Source organism: Clostridium beijerinckii (assembly GCF_036699995.1).
In the GTDB taxonomy this organism is placed as follows: Bacteria; Bacillota; Clostridia; order Clostridiales; family Clostridiaceae; genus Clostridium; species Clostridium helianthi.
The window spans coordinates 2185001-2208778 of the sequence record NZ_CP144906.1 but is presented as its reverse complement, the minus strand read 5'-3'; the positions used below and the strand labels follow the sequence as shown (position 1 = coordinate 2208778).

At 31.0% G+C, this 23778-nt stretch carries 21 protein-coding genes, 1 tRNA gene and 2 rRNA genes (1 of these 24 running past the window's edge); 4 read left to right on the top strand and 20 right to left on the bottom strand.

The features are described 5' to 3' along the window. Positions 1 to 13 precede the first annotated feature (13 nt). The 8 genes from ygfK to PZA12_RS10255 form a co-directional block, all read right to left on the bottom strand. Positions 14 to 3031 (bottom strand): putative selenate reductase subunit YgfK, encoded by a 3018-nt coding sequence (gene ygfK, locus PZA12_RS10290; protein ID WP_103698558.1) that lies wholly within the window; start codon positions 3029 to 3031, stop codon positions 14 to 16. A 440-nt stretch (positions 3032 to 3471) separates the two neighbouring features. Continuing rightward, a complete protein-coding gene (guaD, locus tag PZA12_RS10285; protein WP_103698557.1) occupies positions 3472 to 4755 on the bottom strand; it encodes a guanine deaminase in 1284 nt (427 codons plus the stop codon). Positions 4756 to 5159: 404 nt separating this feature from the next. Next, positions 5160 to 5801: a helix-turn-helix transcriptional regulator gene (locus tag PZA12_RS10280; RefSeq protein ID WP_103698556.1), complete on the bottom strand. Its 642-nt coding sequence runs from the start codon at positions 5799 to 5801 to the stop codon at positions 5160 to 5162. Positions 5802 to 5925: 124 nt separating this feature from the next. Then, positions 5926 to 7302, bottom strand: coding sequence for a dihydropyrimidinase (hydA, locus tag PZA12_RS10275; protein WP_103698555.1), 1377 nt, complete (start codon positions 7300 to 7302; stop codon positions 5926 to 5928). 388 nt (positions 7303 to 7690) lie between these two features. Next, positions 7691 to 8611 (bottom strand): carbamate kinase, encoded by a 921-nt coding sequence (arcC, locus tag PZA12_RS10270; protein WP_078117393.1) that lies wholly within the window; start codon positions 8609 to 8611, stop codon positions 7691 to 7693. A gap of 3 nt (positions 8612 to 8614) precedes the next feature. Beyond that, positions 8615 to 8857: a hypothetical protein gene (locus PZA12_RS10265; protein ID WP_206490957.1), complete on the bottom strand. Its 243-nt coding sequence runs from the start codon at positions 8855 to 8857 to the stop codon at positions 8615 to 8617. 38 nt (positions 8858 to 8895) lie between these two features. Next, positions 8896 to 10089, bottom strand: coding sequence for a knotted carbamoyltransferase YgeW (ygeW, locus tag PZA12_RS10260; RefSeq protein WP_103698553.1), 1194 nt, complete (start codon positions 10087 to 10089; stop codon positions 8896 to 8898). A gap of 36 nt (positions 10090 to 10125) precedes the next feature. Then, on the bottom strand, positions 10126 to 11436 hold the full coding sequence (locus tag PZA12_RS10255; RefSeq protein WP_103698583.1) for a YgeY family selenium metabolism-linked hydrolase: 1311 nt from the start codon (positions 11434 to 11436) through the stop codon (positions 10126 to 10128). A 620-nt stretch (positions 11437 to 12056) separates the two neighbouring features. Here PZA12_RS10255 and modB point away from each other — a divergent pair. Continuing rightward, a complete protein-coding gene (gene modB, locus PZA12_RS10250) occupies positions 12057 to 12734 on the top strand; it encodes a molybdate ABC transporter permease subunit (protein WP_077844832.1) in 678 nt (225 codons plus the stop codon). Beyond that, positions 12734 to 13783: a sulfate/molybdate ABC transporter ATP-binding protein gene (locus PZA12_RS10245; RefSeq protein WP_078117395.1), complete on the top strand. Its 1050-nt coding sequence runs from the start codon at positions 12734 to 12736 to the stop codon at positions 13781 to 13783. Before modB ends, PZA12_RS10245 begins: the two co-directional genes overlap by 1 nt. A 204-nt stretch (positions 13784 to 13987) precedes the next feature. Here PZA12_RS10245 and PZA12_RS10240 read toward each other — a convergent pair whose 3' ends face one another. The 8 genes from PZA12_RS10240 to PZA12_RS10205 all read right to left on the bottom strand — a co-directional run bounded on the left by PZA12_RS10240 (position 13988) and on the right by PZA12_RS10205 (position 20343). Next, positions 13988 to 14932 (bottom strand): polysaccharide deacetylase family protein, encoded by a 945-nt coding sequence (locus PZA12_RS10240; protein ID WP_077844834.1) that lies wholly within the window; start codon positions 14930 to 14932, stop codon positions 13988 to 13990. A 568-nt stretch (positions 14933 to 15500) separates the two neighbouring features. Continuing rightward, positions 15501 to 15665 (bottom strand): hypothetical protein, encoded by a 165-nt coding sequence (locus PZA12_RS10235; protein WP_171771180.1) that lies wholly within the window; start codon positions 15663 to 15665, stop codon positions 15501 to 15503. A 43-nt stretch (positions 15666 to 15708) separates the two neighbouring features. After that, on the bottom strand, positions 15709 to 15924 hold the full coding sequence (locus PZA12_RS10230) for a hypothetical protein (protein WP_034851911.1): 216 nt from the start codon (positions 15922 to 15924) through the stop codon (positions 15709 to 15711). A gap of 201 nt (positions 15925 to 16125) precedes the next feature. Continuing rightward, positions 16126 to 16359, bottom strand: coding sequence for a hypothetical protein (locus tag PZA12_RS10225; RefSeq protein WP_078117396.1), 234 nt, complete (start codon positions 16357 to 16359; stop codon positions 16126 to 16128). A gap of 306 nt (positions 16360 to 16665) precedes the next feature. Further along, positions 16666 to 17544: a tyrosine-type recombinase/integrase gene (locus PZA12_RS10220; RefSeq protein WP_017212908.1), complete on the bottom strand. Its 879-nt coding sequence runs from the start codon at positions 17542 to 17544 to the stop codon at positions 16666 to 16668. A gap of 82 nt (positions 17545 to 17626) precedes the next feature. Further along, positions 17627 to 18259, bottom strand: a complete 633-nt coding sequence (gene spoIIM / locus PZA12_RS10215; RefSeq protein ID WP_065418827.1) for a stage II sporulation protein M — start codon at positions 18257 to 18259, stop codon at positions 17627 to 17629. A gap of 163 nt (positions 18260 to 18422) precedes the next feature. Beyond that, positions 18423 to 19205 (bottom strand): SDR family oxidoreductase, encoded by a 783-nt coding sequence (locus tag PZA12_RS10210; protein WP_103699357.1) that lies wholly within the window; start codon positions 19203 to 19205, stop codon positions 18423 to 18425. Positions 19206 to 19419: 214 nt separating this feature from the next. Further along, positions 19420 to 20343: a ketopantoate reductase family protein gene (locus tag PZA12_RS10205; RefSeq protein ID WP_103699358.1), complete on the bottom strand. Its 924-nt coding sequence runs from the start codon at positions 20341 to 20343 to the stop codon at positions 19420 to 19422. Positions 20344 to 20475: 132 nt separating this feature from the next. On the opposite strand from PZA12_RS10205, the gene PZA12_RS10200 reads away from it, so the two are divergent. Both PZA12_RS10200 and PZA12_RS10195 read left to right on the top strand, forming a co-directional pair. Continuing rightward, positions 20476 to 21357: a LysR family transcriptional regulator gene (locus PZA12_RS10200; protein WP_103699359.1), complete on the top strand. Its 882-nt coding sequence runs from the start codon at positions 20476 to 20478 to the stop codon at positions 21355 to 21357. A gap of 106 nt (positions 21358 to 21463) precedes the next feature. Then, positions 21464 to 21970, top strand: a complete 507-nt coding sequence (locus PZA12_RS10195; protein WP_103699360.1) for a flavin reductase family protein — start codon at positions 21464 to 21466, stop codon at positions 21968 to 21970. Positions 21971 to 22047: 77 nt separating this feature from the next. Here the strand turns inward: PZA12_RS10195 and PZA12_RS10190 are convergent, their stop codons facing one another. From PZA12_RS10190 to PZA12_RS10175, 4 genes are all read right to left on the bottom strand, one after another. Continuing rightward, positions 22048 to 22461, bottom strand: a complete 414-nt coding sequence (locus PZA12_RS10190) for an acyl-CoA thioesterase (protein ID WP_103699361.1) — start codon at positions 22459 to 22461, stop codon at positions 22048 to 22050. Positions 22462 to 22551: 90 nt separating this feature from the next. Beyond that, positions 22552 to 22668: ribosomal RNA gene (gene rrf / locus PZA12_RS10185) — 5S ribosomal RNA — on the bottom strand. 3 nt (positions 22669 to 22671) lie between these two features. Next, positions 22672 to 22746: transfer RNA gene (locus tag PZA12_RS10180), tRNA-Asn, on the bottom strand. 138 nt (positions 22747 to 22884) lie between these two features. Then, positions 22885 to 23778, bottom strand: a 23S ribosomal RNA gene (locus PZA12_RS10175); it runs 2017 nt beyond the window's last position.

Here is a 23778-nt window from a genome sequence, read left to right as displayed (position 1 = left end):
TTAATTTTTAATACTAAAGGATATAATCATACTTATCTATACACGTTTGAATTAGACTAGCCATTTCTTTTGAAACTTCTGATTGCTGCGAAGCAGTATAACTTACAATATCGCTTTCTTCAGTTCTTACTAGACAAATGCCTTTTTCTAAATTTTCAATAAAGAATCCTTTGTTATCACTATTTTCAAAATCTTCTTTACTCCAAAAAACTGTTATTTTATCCTTATATGGATTTCCTTTATGAGGACAAAAAATACCACAATTACCGCACTCATTACACATACCATCTAAATGTATAATCTGATGATTAGAAACAAAATCACTGTTTACATTAATCATTACGTTTGCTCTATTAGGACAAACATCAACGCATAATTCACAAATGTTCTTACACCCTAAACATCTATCAGCCTCTTCCTCGCAAGACTTTGAGTCTCCTAATATTCCCTTCCTTCCATATAATATCTTTTCATCAGTACAATAACCTTTTTGCTTAAAATCAGAACTTAAACCTTCTTTTGCTAGAATATCTTTTGTAACTATTTTTGCATCTGCTATTGCATTAACAATTGTAGATGGACCTTTTTTTAAATCACCAATGATATATACATTTGCAATATTTGTTTCTAATTTTTCGTTAACAACAGGAAACTCATTAAAATCCAAATTTATTTCATTTTGTCTTAATAAATTACTATCAATTTTTTCACCTGTTGCTATAATGACTGTATCTGCATCTAATGTTGTTATTTCTTCAGTACCTACAGAACTTCTTCTTAAGGATGCATCTCTATCACCTAGAATCATTTTTTCACAAGTAAGTTTTCCATCATTAATAGAAATTGGCGTAAGGAGTTCTTTAAGTAAAATACCTTCAGAAATAGCAAGTTCTATTTCTTCATTATCCGCTGGCATGTATTTTTTAGTTCTTCTATATATAATAGAAACCTCTTCAACACCACTCACTCTTTTAGCTGAGCGTGCTGCATCCATGGCAACATCTCCTCCTCCAATAACACAAACTTTTTTACCTAAAGCAATATTTCCTTTTTGTTTCTTATATTTTTCTAAAAATGAAATAGCATTAATTGCTTTATTATCGGAATCGCTTAGTGAAACTTTTCCAGGTTTCCATGCTCCTATGGCTAACACTACATAATCATATTCCTTTTTTAATTCCTTCAAATTAATATTTTCATCTACACAAAATTGAAATTTTACCCCATGTTTTTTAACCATTTCCAAGTCTTTTTTTATCATTTCAGAAGAAATTCTAAACTCAGGTATGACATGCTCTACAATACCTAACGCTTTTTCTTTTTTATCCCTTACAGTAACATCTACACCATTTCTTCTTAAGAAAAGAGCTAGTGAAAGACCTGCTGGACCCGCTCCAATAACAACAACTTTTTTGCCAGTTCTAATATCTGTTGGTTCAATGGATTCAATAAATTTATCCTGTGCATTTAAAACTGCAATTTGTTTTAAATCTCTGATTGAAACAGATTCATCATAATCAAGTCTAGTACATTTAGTCTGGCATTTATGATTACAAATAGTTGATGTAATAGCCGGTAACGCGTTATCTATGGCAATTATTGAAAAAGCCTCATCATATTTTTTTTGTCCTACTAAAGCTGTATATTGTGGGATTTGCTGATTAATTGGACATCCTACAGAGCAAGGTGCAACTGCACAATCATAAAATTGAAGGTTAGAATTAAGTTTTCTGCTATTAACAAGTCGTAGTTCTTTTCGATAATGCTTATCATTAATAGTTTCCTTGACTATGTCCTCCAGAATTTCTACATTAATTCCAGAAATTTTACCATTAAGCTGCTTCTCAACTTTTTTAGCCATTTGAGTTATTCTTTCGTAACCACCTGGCTTTAAGATAGATGTAGCAAATGTTATTGGACTAATTCCTGTAGATAATATTTTATCAATATTAAAGAAATCAGCCCCACCTGAATAAGAAATTTGTAAATCACCATTAAATTCTTTAGCTAATTTACTTGCTAAAGATATAGATAGTGGGAATAATGCACGTCCTGACATATACATTTCTTCCCCTGGTAATTCATTATTAATTATTTTAGCTGGCAGTGTGTTAGTTAGTTTAACTCCTATTTCTAAATTTAAGTTATTTGCGACCGCCTTCAAACGTTTTAGCATTGCAACTCCATCTGAGTACTGCAAATCATTTGTAAAATGATGTCCATTAAGAACTATATAGTCATACCCCATAGCTGTTAAAGTTTCTTTAACAAACTTTTCTCCTAGTAATGTAGGATTCATTTTAATATAAGTATTTAATTTCTTTTCTTCAAGAAAATAGCTAGCAATGCTTTCAATTTCATTAGCAGGACAACCATGAAGTGTTGAGATCGTAATAGATGAACAAATAGTAGGTGAAATTTTTTCCAAATCTTCCTTCGTAAATTCAGAAAACATATCTATATGAGAAAGAAGTGTTTCTTGACATTCTGTCCAAATTTTTGTAGACGAAGCGTCTTGCATCCCTTTAATATAAGTATCAATTTTAGAAGATTTTATGCCTTTCAAGTCATATCCCACGCTCATATTGAACATAAAATCTCTTTCCTTTGCAAATTTGAGCTCTTTCATTAAGACATGAAGTAAAAACCAGGCTTTTACATATTCATCAAAGGCTTCTGACACTTTTAATTCTGTAGACCACTCTACGTTGTACCCCTCATCTTGTGCATTGATGCAAGGTTTAGACACTGTAATATCTTCTCCATCAATAACTTGTACTGTTTTTAATTCAATAAAACGACTTCCAGTTAAATATGCACAAACAATATTTTGTGTTAATTGCGAATTGGGACCTGCTGCCGGTCCAATTGGTGATGAAAGTTTCTCATTAAATAAAGTAATTGATTTTCCAGTTTCATTATAATAAAATTTATCTTTATGCACGCCAAAAATAGATTCTTTTTCTTTTAACTCTCTAGTAATCCAAGTTAACATTTTTTCAAAAGGAATGCGTTGCATTTTATCACTCATAAATAATCCCCCTATTTTCTATTTTTTCTGTTTAAATTATAGATACCCCAGCTAAGACCTGAACTTATGCGTATGTCTCACCGAAATGAATAACATACCTTTGTTCCAGTTTCTAGGTAATTTTGATGGGTGATTCTAAGGCTATAAAGTTGTACCCAAAGTGCTGGCCTCAAAGAACAAGCGCTCACAGAGAAAGTTCGAAGAACGAAATATAAAATTTCGATTCTCACTTTTTGAACTAGCACATTTGGAACAACTTATAGCCAAAGAATCACATCCATCAAAATTACCAATGAAACATTCCACAAAAGTATATTACTCATTTCTGGTTGGAAGATATTTCATAGTCTAAGTGCAGTTTATGATTGTGATATCTATAACTGAAATAAATATAAGTCAATACTTATTGACTAGTTAATCAAATTTTAGTATAAAAATATTCAATATTGTTTGGGCTCTTCTATCTTTTTACCTGCTACATATCTTTCCTTAATATTTCTGTCATCACCTGTGTAAATAAATTTTTCTAGCCTTTCCTCTATTGACAATGGTTTGAATATAGATAAACTGCTATCGTCAATAATTAAGGCATCAAATTCATATCCTTCTTCAAAACTTCCCACTTTACCAAAAAATTTTCCTCCGCCCTTTGTTGCCAAATATAATAATTCTGCTGTGGTCAAAGGCTTGTCTTCTTTATTACTTTCTAGCCATTTTAACTTTGACACCTGAGCACAACTAGCAATTACATTCGCCATCGATACACTATGTCCACCTGATATATCTGTTCCAAGTCCTATGTTTAACCCTTTTTTCATCAATTTTCGAATAGGTGCAATACCACTTGATAAATTGTTATTTGAATTAGGACAGTGGGCAATGAAAGCTTCTTTTTTCACCATTAGTTCAATTTCATCTTCTTCTAACCAAATACAATGGGCCATTATAGTAGGAAGATCACCAAGCAATCCCGCTTCATTATAGACACTTGCATAGTTTTTTAATTTGGGATGTAGTTTTTTCACAAAACTGATTTCGCTCAAATTTTCACTCAAATGAGATTGCACTGGAACATTATATTTTTTTGATAATTCCCCAAGACTTTTTAAGAGCTCAAAGCTGCATGTTGGAACAAATCTTGGTGTAATAATAGGTTTCACTAATTCATATTTTTGCCCATATTCATCTAATAGTTCTTTAGTATTATGAATGGATTCCTCCGTACTTTCTAATAAATATTCTGGTGCATTTCTATTCATATTAACCTTTCCTACATATGCACCTAATCCTGCTTCTGCAAACAAATCCATTAATAACTTTGTTGAATTCTTATGAATGGTAGCAAAAACGCAAGATCTAGTAGTGCCATATTTCCATAAACTTTTTACAAAAGCAGAATACACTTTTTTTGCATAGTCTATATCTGAATATTTTTTTTCTTCTGGGAAGGTGTATGAATCTAACCATGGCATAAGTTCCTTATCTAGTCCTAATCCTAGATTTGGAAACTGTGGTGCATGTGAATGGATGTCAATAAATCCTGGTATTATAAGTGCATGTCCATAATCTAAAATCTTTAGTTTACTGAATTTTTCAGGCAGCTCTTTATAAACACCTTTAACAAATTTACCATCAATAACAATATATCCACTTTCAAATATTTCATATTTACCTAATTCTTTGGTAAAAATAATATTGCCTTTAACAATATACTTATCTTGCATCACAAGACCTCCTAATAAGGCACATTCAAAAATGTAATTTCCTTTTATGTACCCAAAATATACATTACTAATGATCAAAGGGACACTTTTATAAACTAAATATAAATCCCTAAGGAAACGTTTACTATATTGTTGATTTGACAAACTAGTCATTTCTTGTTTTTATTATCACTAACTGACTAGTTGATCAATTTCAATTATATTCCATATATTGGTATTTTTTAATCAATTTATATATGCCAGTAATATATTTCATCTAAGCTTATTTATTTTACATATGAGTTCTATTATTATATATATCTGATTTACACAGAATTATTACTTATTAAATTAATAATCTATAGAATGAAAGACTAATTGTTCGATTTTTTATTAATCCTTTTAAATATTTTACAGTAATATATTTAATCCTCATTGTTATTTAAATAGCTGTAAAGTGAATATTTTGAAATATCATAGAACTTTGAAATTTTATCTCCCGATCTTTTAATTAAAAGCGCACCTTTACTCTCTAAATACTTAATGGCTTTCATTTTATCTTCTTTAGTCATAACTGCAACAGGTTTGCCAATTAATTGATATGATTCCTCAATTAAATCTTTAAGAAGTTGATTAACATCAGTTGGAATTGTAACATCACCTTCATCACTGTGTTCTACTTCCTTTATTGAAACAAAATCTTCTATAATCTTATTAGATACCATTAGCTGAGTGATATCATAATTAATACAAAGAAGTGCTTTCGCTTTACCATTTTCATCTGGAATACATATAGTAGTAGATTTCAAAATACGTCCATCATTTGTACGTGTACTATAACTATAATGGTCTTTATGCTGAAGATTTGAGTGAATTGTTTCCATTGCAATTCGCGATGCAACATCCCCAACTTTACGTCCTGTGACATGACCATTTTCAATCGCTATAATGCTATGTTCATATCCTGCTTTTAGATCATGAATCGCGACTTCACAGTTTGGACCAAACTCTTCCGCAATCCCTTTAATAAGCCTTTTAAAAAAATCCAAATCATCATATACATTCATGCTAAAATCTCCCTTATCGTCTTATATTTACATTACAATGCAAATATGCCTCTGTTAATAATTCAAAGCATGCAACCAACGCTTATGGCTGATGTGCTTAATATGTTAAATAAATAATTTTATATCATTCAATTACTTTTCTCTTAATAAATTTTCCATCACCTTTTTTCCCTAAAAACTTATTATTTTTATAAGCTACTTTACCACTCTGTATTACAATATCAATATCTCCCTTTAATGTCATGCCTTCAAAGCATGTGTAATCTACAGCTCCATGAAGCATACTTCTTGTAAGAGTATACTCAGAATTTGGGTTAATTATAGTAATATCAGCATCCCCACCTGGAATCAAAGAACCCTTTTTAGGATAAAGTCCATAAATCTTTGCAGGGTTTGTACATAAAAGTTCTACAAAACGATTAATTGAAATTTTCTTTTTCATAACGCCTTCAGAGAAAATCACCCTTACTCGTTCAGCAACGCCAGGAGCTCCATTAGGGCATTTTGTGAAATCGTTAATGCCCTTTTGTTTGTCACCTTTTAGATTAAATGAACAATGATCAGTAGCAATTACATTAATTGCACCATCTTGTACGCCTTTCCATAGAGCAGCAATATCATTATTTTGACGCAAAGGTGGAGACATTACATATTTTAGTCCGTTATTGTCTGGCTCAAGATATTTTTTCTCTGTCATTGTTAGGTACTGAGTGCAAGTTTCAGAAAAAATATTCTTTTGCCCCTGCGCTCTTGCTTTTCTTATCTCATCTAATCCCTTTTCAGTAGAAATATGAACAATATAAATCGGGGCATCTCCTGCCAATGCTGCAAGATGTAGCACTCTGCTAATTGCCTCTGCTTCACAATGGTCTGGTCGTGATTTTGCATGGTATATTGTTTCTAAACAGCCATTTGAAACATAATTTTCTCTAAGGTAATTTATAACATCATTGTTTTCAGCGTGTACAGCAATAATTACTCCCAATTCTTTTGCTTTTTTTAGTACCTTTAAAATTGAGACGTCATCCAGTTTAAAATCATATGTCATATAAATCTTAAAGCTAGAAATTCCTTCTTTAGCCAAAGACTCCATTCCAGATAAAACCTCATCATTTACATGCTGTATTACTCCATGGAATCCATAATCAATTACTGCTTTTCCATTAGCTAATTTATGATATTCGTCAATTTGATGACGAATAGCACAATTTTTAGGACCAAAGGCTACATGGTCAACAATACTTGTAGTTCCACCGCAAACAGCTGCAACAGTTCCAGTATAAAAGTCGTCTATTGAACGGCTACTTCCAGATTGCAAATCCATATGAGTATGCACATCCACTGCTCCAGGAATTATATACATTCCCAAAGCATCAATGATTTCTGCATTATCATTGGACAAATTTACCCCAATACAAGATATTTTATTATTTTCTATCATAATATCTGAACAATAACTTTCCGATTCAGTCACAATAGTTCCATTTTTAATAATAATCATTCATAAGCACTTCTTTCATTTTATGTTTTTGTGATTATTCCTTATATGTAGTTGCATTGCTATAGCTAGAATAATTAAAACTAAGCCTGTAGATTTTTTGTTTTATGGCATTTACAGGCTTGTTATAGATATCCAATTTAAGGGTTTAACTTATAATTAGAATGCATTTCCATATCAGAAATCAAATACATTTTTGTGAAGCAGGCATTTGAAAATCTCGCTGCCAAAAGCACTTAATAGGAGCTTGTTCCACATCAGCTTGTCACGTTGAAAACGGGAGCAAGCTAATGTGGGTGCAAGCTTCCATTTAGTGCTTTCAGCGAAATTTTCATAGCCCTGTGGAATAAAAATGTATTTGATTTCGGTAAGCTGTTGCCTAAGTTTAACTTTACATTTTAAAGTGAGTTCCTGTTTTACCTAAAATTCCATCATGTACTTTGCTTAGAAGCGTAATAATTGCAGTCCTTCCTTTACCTGAAGAAACAAATTCTAAAGCTGCTTGTACTTTTGGTAGCATAGACCCTGGTGCAAATTGACCTTCATCAATATATTTTTTAGCTTCTTCTACAGTTAGTGAATCCAACCATTTAACATCTGGCTTTCCAAAGTTTATAGCAACCTTTTCTACTGCGGTTAGTATAATTAAACAGTCTGCATCTATCTCTTTAGCCAATAGCGCAGCTACAGAATCTTTATCGATTACTGCTGGTACACCTTTTAAATGATTGTTTTCTGTTTGAATAACTGGAATTCCACCACCACCACATGCAATAACTATTTCTCCAGCTGATACTAGCTCTAAAATCGTTTCCTTTTCAATTATATCAATAGGTTTTGGAGAACAAACAACTTGCCTATATCCCCTACCTGAATCTTCTTTCATCACTATTCCAGTCTTCTCTAATTTTTCAGCATCCTCTTTTGAATAAAAACCTCCAATTGGCTTTGTAGGGGTTAAAAATGCTTTATCATTTGGATCCACAAGAGTTTGAGTAATGAGAGTTGTGACAGGATTATTTAAATTACGTGATAAAAGTTCTTCCCTAATGGCATTTTGCAAATCATATCCAATATACCCTTGACTCATTGCAACACACATTGTTAATGGTATTTGAGATTTTTTAACAAGCTCCATTGCTGAGTTTATCATTCCCACTTGCGGTCCATTTCCATGAGTAATAACTACCTGATTTCCACTTTCGATCAAATCTACAATACTTTCAGCAGTTAATTTAACTGATTTCATTTGCTCCTCCAACGTATCTCCCAGTGCATTTCCTCCTAACGCTATTACAATCTTACTCACCATATATCACTCCAATTCTCTTTTTAAATATTTAGGCACATGAGAATAAATAACAAGTCTAAAATTGCCATGAAATGTTCTTATATTCAGCATAGCTGCTCTTTTTAAATAAAATGTTCTTATATGCAGCATAGCTGCTCTTTTTAAATAAAATGTTCTTATATGCAGCATAGCTGCTCTTTTTAAATAAAATGTTCTTATATGCAGCATAGCTGCTCTTTTTAAATAAAATGTTCTTATATGCAGCATAGCTGCTCTTTTTAAATGTGTATATTTTTTATTAGTTACTAACCCCTGAATCTTATATCCTCGCTTTGAGCCATTTTTTCTAGAACTTCTGCAGGATTCTTTACCTTTGCTAGAAGAATCATTGCTGCTATAATATATGGCTTATAGCTTGCTTCTTTATAAAGTGGAACTCTGTAACGGTCAAATACAGAATCTTCAACTTCACCTTTCTCACATGACAAATTACTAATATCAGCTGGTAAGCAATGTAAATAAAGTGCCTTTCCATCTTTAGTTGTTTTCATTAATTCCTCTGTACATTCCCAATCTTTATGTTCTGCATTTTGAGCAAGAAGTTTTTTCTCTAATTCTTTAATACCTTCAGAATCGCCTTCTGAATAAAGATCAGTACGTTCTTTCATTGCTGCAAAAGGAGCCCAGCTCTTTGGATATACTATATCTGCATCTTTAAATGCTTCTGCCATATTATTAGTTTTTGTGAATGTTCCACCTGATTCCTTAGCGTTATTACGAGCTATATTTTCAACTTCTTCCATTACTTCATAGCCTTCTGGATGTGCTAAGCAAACGTCCATACCAAAACGTGTCATTAACCCTATAACCCCTTGTGGTACAGATAATGGTTTACCGTAAGATGGTGAATAAGCCCAAGACATAGCTATTTTTTTACCCTTTAAATTTTCAATGCCACCAAACTCATGTATGATATGCAGCATATCTGCCATAACTTGAGTTGGATGATCAATATCACATTGTAGATTTACTAATGTTGGTTTTTGTTCAAGAACTCCATCTTCGTATCCTTCCCTTACTGCATCAGCAACTGTATGCATATATTTATTTCCTTTTCCAATATACATATCATCACGAATTCCGATGACATCAGCCATAAATGAAATCATGTTAGCTGTTTCCCTTACAGTTTCACCATGAGCGACTTGACTTTTACCCTCATCTAAGTCTTGTACTTCAAGACCTAAAAGATTACATGCACTAGCATAGGAAAAACGAGTACGTGTTGAATTATCACGGAATAATGAAATTCCAAGTCCACTATCAAACAATCTTGTTGATTTGTTATTTCTACGTAATTCTCTTAATGCATCTGCCACTTCATAAACTGCCTTTAACTCATCTGTAGTTTTTTCCCATGTAAGAAAAAAGTCATTTTTATACATTTGATCAATTTCTAAGCTTTTTAATGCATTAACATATTTATCGACAATATTCATAATTTTAATATCCCCCTTAATTTTCGCTGACAATATTTATTTATTTGAAATATATATAGTTGGAACAGCAGCATAAACTGCAGCACATTTTACTAAATCTTCTTTCCATGTCTTTTCATTAGGAGCATGTGCTTGAGCTTCTGCACCAGGTCCAAATCCTATTACAGGAATTCCATTACGTCCCATAATTGAAACACCGTTTGTAGAGAATGTCCATTTATCAGTAAGTGGACGAGCTTTTCTCATTGCTTCATTTTCAGCAGCACCGATTCTTGTTGTGCCGTAAAGACCTTTATATGCTTCTTCTAATGCTTTTGTTACAATATGATCTTCTGGAATTACCCAAGTTGGGAAGTAGCATTCAATTGGGTATGCTAAACCAGTGTAGCTTGGTCTATCATAGTTATACATACTTACTGTTGCATTGTATTTTTTAACAGCTGGAAGTTGACGAATTTCTTCTAAACAGCTTTCCCAAGTCTCACCTGCTGTCATACGGCGGTCTAATGAAATTGAGCATGAGTCAGCAACTGCGCAACGGCTTGGTGAAGTATAGAATACTTGAGAAGTTGTAACAGTACCTCTTCCTAAGAAGTTAGCCTCTTTAAACTCTGGGTTGTATTTTTCATCTAACATTTTTACTAAGCCTTTGATTTCTTTATTATCAGCTGCATCATTTTCGTTAAGGTCACGAATGTTCATTAATATTTCAGCCATTTTATAAATTGCGTTGTCTCCTCTTTCTGGAGCTGAACCGTGGCATGAAATTCCTTGAACATCAACACGTATTTCCATACGGCCTCTTTGTCCTCTATAGATACCACCATCTGTTGGCTCTGTAGAAACCACAAATTCAGGTCTGATTTTACTTTCTTTGATTATATATTCCCAGCAAAGTCCATCACAATCTTCTTCTTGAACTGAACCAACAACTAATGCTGTGTATTTTTCATTTAAAAGGCCTAAGTCTTTCATTATTTTTGCACCATAAACAGATGAAACGATTCCGCCTAATTGATCAGAAGTACCACGTCCACCTATTTCAGTTTCTGTTTCATATCCTTCGTATGGATCAAAGTCCCAGTTATCTCTGTTTCCTATACCAACTGTATCAATATGAGCATCAAAGCCTATTAAAGTTTCTCCTGTACCCATATATCCTAAAATATTACCCATTGGATCTATTTCTACTTTATCAAATCCAACGCTTTTCATTTCTTGTTCTATTCTTTTTATAACGCCTTCTTCTTCTGCACTTTCACCAGGTATTGCAACTAAATCACGAAGAAATTTGGTCATATCCTCCTTATAGTTTTCAGACTTTGATTTAATTTGATCAAAATTCATATTCTCTTCCCCTATCTTAATTAATATTTTATTTGAAATCATATTTATCTGATGTCTATCCGCTGTAACACTTGCACTCACAAACCCAACCTGAGTCAAGTTTCACTTGATAATGGAAATAAATGCTTGTTTACTTTGTTTGTAATGATATTTAGTAGCCTATAAAATCCACTTCTGAAATATTATTATTAAATTAATCTCTTATATATTCTACAAATCATTTTATTTCCTAAAAAAAATTTTTTATGTCAAATTTATTTTTATGGTAATATCATACATCTTTTCAATTAAATTGTAAATATTTTCAAATTATCTTTTTTAATAATATTTCTATTATTTTTTTACTATCAGAAAACAAAATTAAGCATATGTAATACACTATTGTATTTTTATAGAATTAATGCTAATATTATAAAAATCATAATAAAACCGAACTAAACATTATCAAACATGACTATATAAAACATATTTAAATATTGTATTATATATTTATTCTATTTTGCATGGTTTTTTAACAATAATAATCTACTACAATTAAAATTTTTAAACTGGCTACCACTAAATTATGCTATATCTTTTAACAATTTTTTAGTCTTTCTAACTTTTGAGGAGGAATTAATATGGATTTTTCACCTTTATGGATTTCTATAAAAACTGCTACATTATCAACAACAATAACATTCTTTTTAGGAATTATAGTTTCTTATTGGATGTCAAATTTTAAAGGAAAATCTAAAGGAATAATAGATGGGTTATTTACTTTACCTTTAATTCTTCCTCCAACTGTTGTAGGTTTCTTTTTATTGCTTATCTGTGGTAAAAATGGTCCTATAGGAAAGCTACTAGACCTCTTCAATACTTCTTTAATTTTCAGCTGGAGTGCTACGGTTATTGCTGCTATAGTGGTTTCATTTCCTATGATGTATAGAACTACACGTTCTGCTTTTGAGCAAATAGATATTAATATTCTTTCTGCTGCCAGAACTCTTGGACTTAGTGAATTTAAAATATTTTATAAAATCGCTATTCCATTAGCCATGCCAGGTATTATAGGTGGACTAGTTCTATCTTTTGCAAGAGCTATGGGTGAATTTGGTGCAACACTTATGCTAGCAGGTAATATCCCAGGGAAAACTCAAACTATGCCACTTGCAATATTCTTTGCGGCCGAAGGTGGAGATATGCAAAAAGCAATTCTTTGGGTTATTATAATTGTTACTTTATCATTATTTCTAATTCTAATATTAAACTATTGGTCAGAAGTTCAATTAAAACTTATGGGAAGGAGTGCTAAATAATGTCCTTATACGTAAATATAGAAAAACATCTCTCCTCATTTAATTTAAATGTGAATTTTGAGCAAAAAAGCGGTGTTCTAGGTTTCTTAGGTGCATCAGGATCTGGTAAGAGTATGAGTTTAAAATGTATATCCGGATTAGTTACTCCTTCTAGAGGAAAAATAATTGTAAATGATAAGATTTTTTTTGATTCAGAGAATAAAATTAATTTAACTCCACAGAAAAGAAAAATCGGTTATCTATTTCAAAATTATGCTTTGTTTCCTAATATGAATATAATTGATAATATTGAAATAGGTATTTCTAAGATGGAAAAAGATCAAAAGAAATCCTTAGTCAGAGAATATATAGAAAGATTACATCTTGGTGGACTCGAAAAACGCTATCCTTGGCAGTTATCTGGTGGGCAGCAGCAAAGAGTAGCTTTAGCTAGAGCACTTATAACGTCTCCTGATATTTTACTTTTAGATGAGCCTTTCTCTGCTTTAGATCAACATTTAAGAAATGATTTAGAAAAAGAGTTAATGTCTATAGTAAAAGATTATAGTGGTAATGTTATCTTTGTTACTCATGATATAGCTGAAGCTTATAGAGTTTGCGACAATATAATTGTTTATGAAAATGGAGTTTCTTTAGAAAATCGAGAAAAGAGAGACTTATTTAAACATCCTAAAAGTCTTACAGAAGCTACATTAACAGGATGTAAAAACATATCTAAAGCTAAAAAGACTGGGAAAAATACCATTTATGCTGAAAATTGGGGGCATGAATATGTTATTAATAAGGAGATTCCAGACAATATCCAATATATCTGCATAAGAGCTCATGATATCGAAATATGTGGAAACAATAATAAAAACATTAATACTTTTCCTTATACTATTGATACTATTATAGAAAATCCCTTTGAATTCACTATATATATGAAAAACAATACTAAAAAAGATGCAAAATTGATTGAATTTAAGGTAGAAAAAAAGAATATGAATTTCTCTCTAAACACTAGTGTATATCTCAACTTTCCAAATGACCATCTATTTTATTTTTAGACTTAAGTCATTTACTACTATACATAATTAAAAAGACCCATTTTAAATTTATGTGAATATACAAAAGGTGATGGATAAGCTTAAGTTAACTTTTCCATCACCTTTGCATAAAACTGCAAATCAAGACTACAGAAATCTTCTTATCTAAATAGAAAAAGGTGAATTTTAATATAATTTCTAAATTCATCTTTTTCCTAATAAATACTATTTAATAACCTTAAATTCATATCCCTGCTGCTTTAAATATTCTATAATTCCTGGTAATGCTTTTGCTGTTTCTTCTTTACCATAAGTATCATGCATCAAAATTATTGCCTTTTCCCTTCCTGCTGTAGTTTTTATAACTTCCTGTTTTAATTGCTCTGCATTCTTAGGTGTACCTTCCGCATCTTGAGATAATGAATTCCAATCTATTTGATGATAATTTTTTTCATGTAAAGCCTTGTCCATAGTATCCATACCAACTGAATCTTTATTCTTCCAAGTCATATGCCCACCCGGAAATCTAATAGCTCTAGTTGAAAAATCTTCTCCTAAAACCTTTTTTAGTGACTCATTTGTTTTTTCAATGTCAGACATACAATTCCATAAGTTTATCTTTCCATTTGGATATAAATAATTATAATTATGTGAATAAGTATGATTACCTATAGAATTTCCTTCAGATAATTCTCGTTTAACTATATTTTTAGTGTTCTCATCTTTATCTAGTGATTTTCCCACAATAAAGAATGTTGCATGCACATTCTCCGACTTCAAAACATCTAATATTTGAGGTGTAACTGTTTCCGATGGACCATCATCAAATGTTAAATATACTACTTTCTTACCGTCTGCTCCATCTGGCTTTTGCCCCTTCATTTGCTGATTCAAATACTTTTCAATAAATGAAGAATCTTCTACTTCTGAATTACTCTCAACATTCAGAGAATCTCGGTTATCCTTTTTATCATTTGAATTTGAATCTGAATCTCCACTTTGCTTAGTGTCATCAAGTGCTTGTACTTCTTGTCTATTTTGGAAAAACTTCGCTGCAATGAGAGAGCTACCTCCGACTATTAAAAAAACTATAGTCATAAATAAAATAATTATTCTAGCTTTTTTTATGTTATTATCTTTACTTTTATTATACCTATAATTTTTTCTCATATATTTTTTCCTCCTATAGCTAGATTAATTTACATTTGTATAAGAATATCCTATTTATTTTACTTATTGCACAGAAGTTCGACTTAAATATAAATTATGTATTTTTTCGTAATAATTTATATATTTCCTCTTACTTTATTGTATAATTTCCCCAGAATCATTTCACTACAATATACAACATTATTTATACTAATTTAGCTATTTGTAATCCCTAATATATGTTACTAATAGTATTTACTAACTCAGCATGTACAATACAATTATAAATTAGTATTCTAATTCCATATTACTTTAAAATAACCATAAATAATTTATTCAAATCTAAAATTGCTATTAAAAAGGTTATAATTTTTCTTTTATTTTTTTAGTCTGCCATCATACTGACACAATGATATACTAAAATAAGTACATAAAGTTAATAAAATCTTTTTTTCATAAATATTTACCCTATAATATAAAGAACAAAGAGCAACATTCATATTACCCCTATGTATGCTGCTCTTTGTTTTTATAGTTTTAAATAATAATGCTAAAGCATTATTACAGTTTATCTTATTTATAATAAATATCATGTTTTTATATTTAAAACCGAAGTGATAAGTGTTTTAAGCTTTATATACAATCTAAAGCCAATATACGCTGACGACTTTCTAGCTACTTCTTTATATTGATTGTCAAGCCATTCGTAATCATAAATTTGAAAAAACATATCATCAATTTCTTTATCATTCATTATCTCACCTGCTTATATATGCTCTCAATAAAATTGATAATTATTAATAATTTTCATATTTGTTGCTATTTATATAATAATCTCCCTTTGCATGTCCTTCTTTTTCTCCTATATAAATGTCAAGCGCTCTTATACCTCTATTAGCTAGCTTTATAAATAATATGAATGCATATATTGATAAAGCAAATATTACTATTGATAATATTAAATATACTATAATTAGTATGGCACTTAATATTGTAGTGCTTGTTGGATGCATAAAAAATTCCTCCCCAATCTATCATTAATTAAAATTGCATTTAAGATTATACCATTAATTACCTATAACCACAATCATCTATAAATATTATTATTAAGTTACTTCTATACTTTTTCTATATGAATTTAAATTTAAAATAAAATTTTATAACGTCAAAAAGAACCCTATTTCTAGAGTTCTTAGTTAAGTTTACTCTCTATATCATTTCTCATTATTACACCTTGGCACAATAATATAAAACTTATTTAAAGCTTTACATTTGGGACATTTCACTTTAATATCATATTTCCCCTCTTTAGCACTTACTAGTTTAGCACTAGCTATTGATGAAGTCTCTCCTTCAAAATTCAATACTCTGTCTGTTTCTGGAGTCGTGTATTCCCATGCAAAACTTATATCACACTTAGAGCATTTCTGTATTGAACTTAATAACATTAATCTTCCTCCTCTTATATAACTAATTGTATATAAAGCTTTCTCCTCTTATACAGCTAATTGTATATAAAGGCTACTCTATCCATATGCACCTTTCCTTTTTGACCATAAATATTGCCTCCTCTCATATAAGTTAATTATACAAAAGTTGGAATATTCCTTCTGTAAATTTTAATAAATAAATATTAATCTACAAACACAAAAATTCATCCTTAAATAAAACTTGCCACCAATTTGATAAGTGGTGGCAAACGGGTGGAAACTCCCGTAATATTTTTAATTAATTCCTTGTACAAATAACTATTCTCAAGCTCTTGGATGAGTATGCATGTATATATAGTTTATTTTATCATTATTGATTATCTCATAGTACGTATCCATATATGTTAATACCTGATTACCGAGTAACTTCTGAACAGCCCTAACATTTGCTCCATTTTGAAGAAGATGAACAGCAAATGAATGTCTGAAAGTGTTTAAATTAACGTCTTTATCTATACCAGCTTTTCTAGAGTATTCTTTAACAATTCTCCAAATACCTTGTCTTGTAAGCTTATTACCATTTAAATTCACAAAAAGGTTAGAAACACCGCACTGCGCTATCTTATACCTTATGCTTAGATATTCTGTTAATGCTTTACAAGCACTTCTTCCTATAGGAATAAGCCTTTCATAATGCTTGTTATCTGTACATTTTACAAAATTTAAATCAAGATTGACATCATCTACATTTAATGCAATAAGTTCTGAAACTTTCATTCCAGTAGCGTACATCAACTCTAACAATGCATTATCACGAATTCCTTTTGAGCAGTCTTTTTCTACTATTCTAATTATCTTATCTACTTCTTCAATGGTCAAAATTTGTGGCAATTTTCTATTATTTTTTGAACTCTTATATTCAATTTTAGGAACTTCCTTAATTAAAGTTTCACTTTTCAAATATGAATAGAAATTCCTTAGGCTTATAACTATTCTATTTATAGATCTTTCTGATTTTCCTTGATTAGTGAGATTTTGTATATATGACATAACTGTTGATTTATCACTTTCATATAAATCTATCTTTTTTCTATTTAAGAATTTTAGATAGAGACTAACATCTGTTACATATGCATATATAGTATTCTCACTTTTACCACTCTCAAACAAATAATTTTTATAATTATTTATACTATTTATCATTATTAACTCCTATACCATTGATTATGATTAGCATTCGACCAAATCGTCATTTTTCCTTCCTTATTTAAAATCATCTTTTGTTTTATAAATAGAATTTATTAGCCACAAATCTTATCAGAGACGGTGATATATAAGTTTCAACTAATATACCTATTACAAATAATATTAGGATTACAATTAATTTATTTAATACACCATCTAGAAAAGGATCTTTTATCTTTCCATGTTTGAAAAATCTTCCCTTAAACCTTTCTGCAGACATAGATAAACTAATAACACTTAATGCTATAAAACATGGAATATATATTAAATTCTGAGGAACAATAGATACTAAGGCTAGTCCAATCCCTTTTCCTTGAAACGTAGTTATCATGAAAGAAAAAGTATACCCTAATGTAAAACCTTTTAATAAGTCCAAAATTAATATTACAGGAGCTCCAAAAAAAGTTAAACCTAATATAAATATAGGTATAATAATTAGTATATTTTTCTTTATAACCTCGAATAATAAATTTCCATAATTAATAGGATGGCTACCTATAGAATTAGTAAAACTAAAAAAATAATTTGTTAAATCCGTTTTATCTGATTCCCCCATATATTTAACAGTGTAAAGCCCAAAAGATATTCCTAAACAAAACATTATCAGTACAATGAAAAAATAGGCTTTCTTATCCCTAAAAGTATCATTTAGCTTAGTAAGTAAAAAATTCATCTCTTATTCCTCCTTTAGTTACTCTACTTTATACTATGTTTTATATTTGAAGTTTATTCCAGCACCTAATTATAAATATGTAAATCCGAAAAAAAATCTTATACATATAGAAAATAACTTCTATATACATAAGATTTAAAATATTTTTATAACGTATTAAATACTAATTATTATCATATCTCCATCCATTATCATCGTTATATATCATAAGTTTTGTCATTCCGCCATCTATATTAATATTTTCTCCATTAATAAAGCTATTTTCTTCATTACACAAAAACATAGCTGCTCTCGCTATATCTTTTGGATTCCCTATTCTGCCTGATGGATGCTGCAATAAATCACTCTCACTATACTTTGGTACATATTCTTCATCATAATAAGCACCTGTATCAATCCAACCTGGGCTAATCGAATTCACCCTGACTTTATTAGAAAGACTAACAGAAAGTCCATGAGTCAATGCCAAAATTCCGCCTTTAGCAGCTGTATAACTTTCTGTATCAGATTGTGACATATAGGCTCTAGTAGATGAAATATTTACAATTGCACCATTTTTATTAAAATTATTCATAAGTAACTGGGTTAATATGTATGGCGCGGTTACTCCAACTTTGAGTACATAATTAAAATCTTCATATGAACATTTAGAAATAATTCCTTTTTTATTAAGGCAAGCATTATTAATGAGGTAATCTATATGTGTATATCTTTTTATTATAAACTCTGCAAACTTATATAAAGTATCCTCTTCTGCAATATCGCCTAAAAAGAATTCAACTTCTCCACCTTTTCTTTTTATATATTCTACGTTTTCATTCCCTGCTTCTTTATTTTTATCAATGAAGATAACTTTAGCACCGACATTTGAAAATTCTCTTGTTAAGCATCTTCCTATCCCCAAAGCTCCTCCAGTAATTACGCATACTTTATTCTTATAATCCATAATATATCTTAGTGCAAGAATTAAATCACACTAAAAATTCACCTCCATAAATAAGTCAAAATAATAAACTATTATTATATTTGCTAATATTATAACACACTAGTGAATTTTTAAGGATTAATCTTATTTCCTGCTAAATAATCATATTCGTGAACCATAAATGAATTGTTTAAGAAAATGCATTGCATACCTATTATATATTCTTCAGAATATCTTACACAGGTTGTAAAACTCTTAGCTTTTCATAAGCTTTTTGAGTATAAGGGGTAGGAACTCCCAAATCTTTTCCCATCCTACATAAATCGCCACAAAATAATTCAAGCTCAAATTTTTTCCCAGATACAACATCTCTATGCATTGAACTTATACTTTTTTTAGATAAGCTTTTTAGTGTATTGATTGCATTCTCATAAATATTAGGATGAAGATTTATTCCCTTACTTCTAGCAACTTCTTCACATTCCTTTGCTACATTACAAAATGTTTCAAATTTCATTTTATCTTCTAATATTCCTTTTACTTTCACATCGTAGTATGAATCAGTTATATTAAAAGCACAATTAAATACGTAGTTATTCCATGCAAAAATTTCTGCATCTCTTCTTACCTCACATAAAATATTTGATTTAGTCAAAACATTATAGATCCGTTCTAAATCTCTTTTATACATAGGGCGTTTTTTATTAGATGATATAAATATTCTAGTATTTTGGCTAGTATGCTTAATAACTCCATCACCTTCAATTTTTGAGCTAATTGACATAATAGCATCTGTTACTTTTCCTTTTCTTAAGTAAGAATATAGCTTATTTCCGCCGTCTACCCCATTAATTATAGGAATAATTAAAGTATGATCACCTACCATAGGTAAAATTGCTTTTGCTGCCGCCTTTAAAGAATATCCTTTTACGCAAACAAAGATAATGTCAACAACACCAATATCATCTGAATCATCTGTTGCAAGTGTAGGAAAAACAGTAAAACTTCCATTTATTTCACTTTTCAATGAAATTCCATCAGTCTTTATTTTATTTAATGTTTTTCCATACGCTACAACATTAACATTTTCTTTACTTCTACAAAGCATAGCAGCAATATACCCACCTATCGCTCCCATTCCAATTATTCCAATCTTCATAATATATTCTTCCTTTCTTTTATATTTTTAATATAAATTCAAATATTTTTCTAGCTTATTACTATTTTAGCTTGTCTTAATGTATAATAAAAATATATATTAGTTATGAATACTATAATTAGGAGTTATACTATGATTTTTGATCTAAATCTTTATAAAGTCTTTCTCACAGTGGCCAAATGTAAGAATATATCCCGTGCAGCTGAAATTCTTTTTGTTTCTCAACCTGCTGTAAGTAAATCAATAAAAACATTAGAAACTTCTTTTAATGTAACCTTATTTTCGAGAAGTTCAAAAGGTGTGACCCTAACACCAGAAGGAAAAATATTATTTGATCACATAGAAAACGCTTTTGATGAACTTAACCTTGGAGAGAATATTTTGGAAAAGCTAAAAAATAAAGAAACTGGTACAATTAACTTGGGTGTAAGCACAACCATTGGGAAAAATTATTTTTTACCTAGATTTCGAGAATTTATAAAAGAATATCCTTATTTTAAGACCAAGATAATAAATAAACCTACTTTGGATACAATAAAGTTAGTTCAAGAAGAGAAATTAGATTTAGGCATAATCGGTACTACTTCCACCCAAGATGATCTTAATTTTATAAGGCTTTGCAAAATTCAAGATATCTTAGTAGCAAGTGGTACTTATTTAGAAAAACTAAACTTGAATTCTGCTGATGATACATTAGCTGAAGGATCTTTTATGCTTCTTGAAAATCCTAACGCTACACGAGAACATATAGAAAGCTATTTTAATAAACATAATATCAATATCATTCCAGATATTGAAGCCAGCAATATGGATTTTTTAATTGAATGCGCAAAAATGGGACTTGGTATTACTTCTGTTATAAAAGAGTTTTTAAATGATGAGCTTGAAAATAAAATCCTTTTAGAAATTCCTCTAAAAGATGAGATCCCTCCCAGATATATAGGTGTGATCTATAAAAATTCAAATAATCTTTCAATAGCCGCTAAAACACTTATTGATTTCCTAAAAAATTGATTTAAGTAATTATATAAAATTTTAAATTATGTAATTGAACTTTTATTATAATAGCTTTAAAATAAGTATAAATTATTAAATAAAAAAATTTATAGGAGGCAAGCATATGTCATTCAAAGAAATTGAAATTAAAAACCTAAATATAAATCCATTCACTCTCATCGGACACGAGTGGTTATTAATCACAGCTGGTACTGAAAATAAATTTAATACCATGACTGCAAGTTGGGGAGGACTAGGCGTATTCTGGGGTAAAAACTCAGCTACTGTATACATTAGACCTGGACGTTACACAAAACAATTTGTAGATTCAAATGATACATTTACATTATCATTTTTTAGCGAAGAATACAGAAAAGCTTTAAATATTTGTGGAAGTCTTTCTGGACGAGATAATAACAAAGTTGAAAAAGCAAATTTAACTCCAATTTTTGATGAGAATAATACTTACTTTAAAGAAGCTAAAATGGTGGTAGTATGCAAAAAAATGTATCATACAGAAATTAAACCTGAAAACTTTGATAATCCTTCTTTTGATGAGAAAATTTATCCTGAAAAAGATTATCACACAATTTATATTGGAGAAATCGTAAAAGTATTGGTTAATGAATAAACCTGCTACAAAACAAAGATCATATCTAAAATTCTTAATTTAAGATATGATCTTCAAGATTCACAACACGATATATTTTATATTAAAGATTCTAACTTATTAAATATTTCTTTATTGACCTTCTTTAAGTTAATTATCTTAAAGTCATTGTTAACAAAAACATGTAATGTACTTCCTTTAGCAATTTCTTTTTGATCATTTTCTCTGATAACGGAATAATTAAACTCTACCTTAACAGGTGTTAGTTGCTTAACCCATGTTTTTATGATTAATTCATCTTCATATTTTGCTCCTATAATATATTTACAATTACTTTCAGATAAAGGTATTAGTATGCCATTTTCCTCCATTTCACTGTAACTTATATTACTTCCTTTTATGAAATCAGTTCTCCCTGCCTCAAACCAAATAAAGTAATTAGAATGGTGAACAATTCCCATTTTATCTGTTTCTGCATATCTTACTACAATCCTTGTTTCACTTATATACAATTAAAGCACCCCTTCTTATGATAAATATACTATTTATTTCATAATTTCTGTATAAAAAAAAGACAGCCATTATGACTATCTTTAATACTTACCTCGCAACGTCCTACTCTGCCACACAGTCTCCCATGCAGTACCATCGGCGCTATAGACCTTAACTTTCCTGTTCGAAATGGGAAGGAGTGTTACCTCTATGCCATCATCACGAGATATTGGCTCCGCGAAGAGGACTCGAACCTCCAACCTATCGGTTAACAGCCGAGTGCTCCACCATTGAGCTATCGCGGAACGCTATTTGAAAGAATTTGTTCTTTCAAAATTGCACATAAGTGAGAGTCCAAATTTTATATTTGGATACTCGAACTTACTCAGCGAACGCCAGTGAGTCGAGCTTCCTCTATTAATGTATATTACAACTTGATTATATTGGTCAAGCCCTCGACCTATTAGTATCAGTCAGCTAAATATGTTACCATACTTACACCTCTGACCTATCAACCTTGTAGTCTTCAAGGGGTCTTACTAGCTTATGCTATGGGAAATCTCATCTTGAGGTGGGCTTCACACTTAGATGCTTTCAGCGTTTATCCCTTCCCGACTTAGCTACCCAGCTATGCTTCTGGCGAAACAACTGGTACACCATAGGTCAGTCCATCCCGGTCCTCTCGTACTAAGGACAGCTCCTCTCAAATTTCCTACGCCCGCGACGGATAGGGACCGAACTGTCTCACGACGTTCTGAACCCAGCTCGCGTGCCGCTTTAATGGGCGAACAGCCCAACCCTTGGGACCTACTTCAGCCCCAGGATGCGACGAGCCGACATCGAGGTGCCAAACCTCCCCGTCGATGTGAACTCTTGGGGGAGATCAGCCTGTTATCCCCGAGGTAGCTTTTATCCGTTGAGCGATGGCCCTCCCACGAGGTACCACCGGATCACTAAGCCCGACTTTCGTCCCTGCTCCACTTGTAGGTGTCGCAGTCAGGCTCCCTTCTGCCTTTACACTCTTCGAACGATTTCCGACCGTTCTGAGGGAACCTTTGGGCGCCTCCGTTACATTTTAGGAGGCGACCGCCCCAGTCAAACTGCCCACCTAACAATGTCCTGTCACCAGTTTCATGGCATCCAGTTAGAACTTCAATACTATCAGGGTGGTATCCCAACAACGACTCCACCAAGGCTGACGCCCTAGTTTCCCAGTCTCCCACCTATCCTGTACAGACAATACCGAAATTCAATGCTAAGCTACAGTAAAGCTCTACGGGGTCTTTCCGTCCAATCGCGGGTAGCGAGCATCTTCACTCGCACTACAACTTCGCCGG

Excerpts from the sequence above, each read along its gene's own strand:
- ygfK (WP_103698558.1), bottom strand. The coding sequence starts at position 3,031 with ATGAGTGATAAAATGCAACGCATTCCTTTTGAAAAAATGTTAACTTGG.
- guaD (WP_103698557.1), bottom strand. The coding sequence starts at position 4,755 with ATGCAAGATAAGTATATTGTTAAAGGCAATATTATTTTTACCAAAGAA.
- PZA12_RS10280 (WP_103698556.1), bottom strand. The coding sequence starts at position 5,801 with ATGAATGTATATGATGATTTGGATTTTTTTAAAAGGCTTATTAAAGGG.
- hydA (WP_103698555.1), bottom strand. The coding sequence starts at position 7,302 with ATGATTATTATTAAAAATGGAACTATTGTGACTGAATCGGAAAGTTAT.
- arcC (WP_078117393.1), bottom strand. The coding sequence starts at position 8,611 with ATGGTGAGTAAGATTGTAATAGCGTTAGGAGGAAATGCACTGGGAGAT.
- PZA12_RS10265 (WP_206490957.1), bottom strand. The coding sequence starts at position 8,857 with ATGCTGCATATAAGAACATTTTATTTAAAAAGAGCAGCTATGCTGCAT.
- ygeW (WP_103698553.1), bottom strand. The coding sequence starts at position 10,089 with ATGAATATTGTCGATAAATATGTTAATGCATTAAAAAGCTTAGAAATT.
- PZA12_RS10255 (WP_103698583.1), bottom strand. The coding sequence starts at position 11,436 with ATGAATTTTGATCAAATTAAATCAAAGTCTGAAAACTATAAGGAGGAT.
- modB (WP_077844832.1), top strand. The coding sequence starts at position 12,057 with ATGGATTTTTCACCTTTATGGATTTCTATAAAAACTGCTACATTATCA.
- PZA12_RS10245 (WP_078117395.1), top strand. The coding sequence starts at position 12,734 with ATGTCCTTATACGTAAATATAGAAAAACATCTCTCCTCATTTAATTTA.
- PZA12_RS10240 (WP_077844834.1), bottom strand. The coding sequence starts at position 14,932 with ATGAGAAAAAATTATAGGTATAATAAAAGTAAAGATAATAACATAAAA.
- PZA12_RS10235 (WP_171771180.1), bottom strand. The coding sequence starts at position 15,665 with ATGAATGATAAAGAAATTGATGATATGTTTTTTCAAATTTATGATTAC.
- PZA12_RS10230 (WP_034851911.1), bottom strand. The coding sequence starts at position 15,924 with ATGCATCCAACAAGCACTACAATATTAAGTGCCATACTAATTATAGTA.
- PZA12_RS10225 (WP_078117396.1), bottom strand. The coding sequence starts at position 16,359 with ATGTTATTAAGTTCAATACAGAAATGCTCTAAGTGTGATATAAGTTTT.
- PZA12_RS10220 (WP_017212908.1), bottom strand. The coding sequence starts at position 17,544 with ATGATAAATAGTATAAATAATTATAAAAATTATTTGTTTGAGAGTGGT.
- spoIIM (WP_065418827.1), bottom strand. The coding sequence starts at position 18,259 with ATGAATTTTTTACTTACTAAGCTAAATGATACTTTTAGGGATAAGAAA.
- PZA12_RS10210 (WP_103699357.1), bottom strand. The coding sequence starts at position 19,205 with ATGGATTATAAGAATAAAGTATGCGTAATTACTGGAGGAGCTTTGGGG.
- PZA12_RS10205 (WP_103699358.1), bottom strand. The coding sequence starts at position 20,343 with ATGAAGATTGGAATAATTGGAATGGGAGCGATAGGTGGGTATATTGCT.
- PZA12_RS10200 (WP_103699359.1), top strand. The coding sequence starts at position 20,476 with ATGATTTTTGATCTAAATCTTTATAAAGTCTTTCTCACAGTGGCCAAA.
- PZA12_RS10195 (WP_103699360.1), top strand. The coding sequence starts at position 21,464 with ATGTCATTCAAAGAAATTGAAATTAAAAACCTAAATATAAATCCATTC.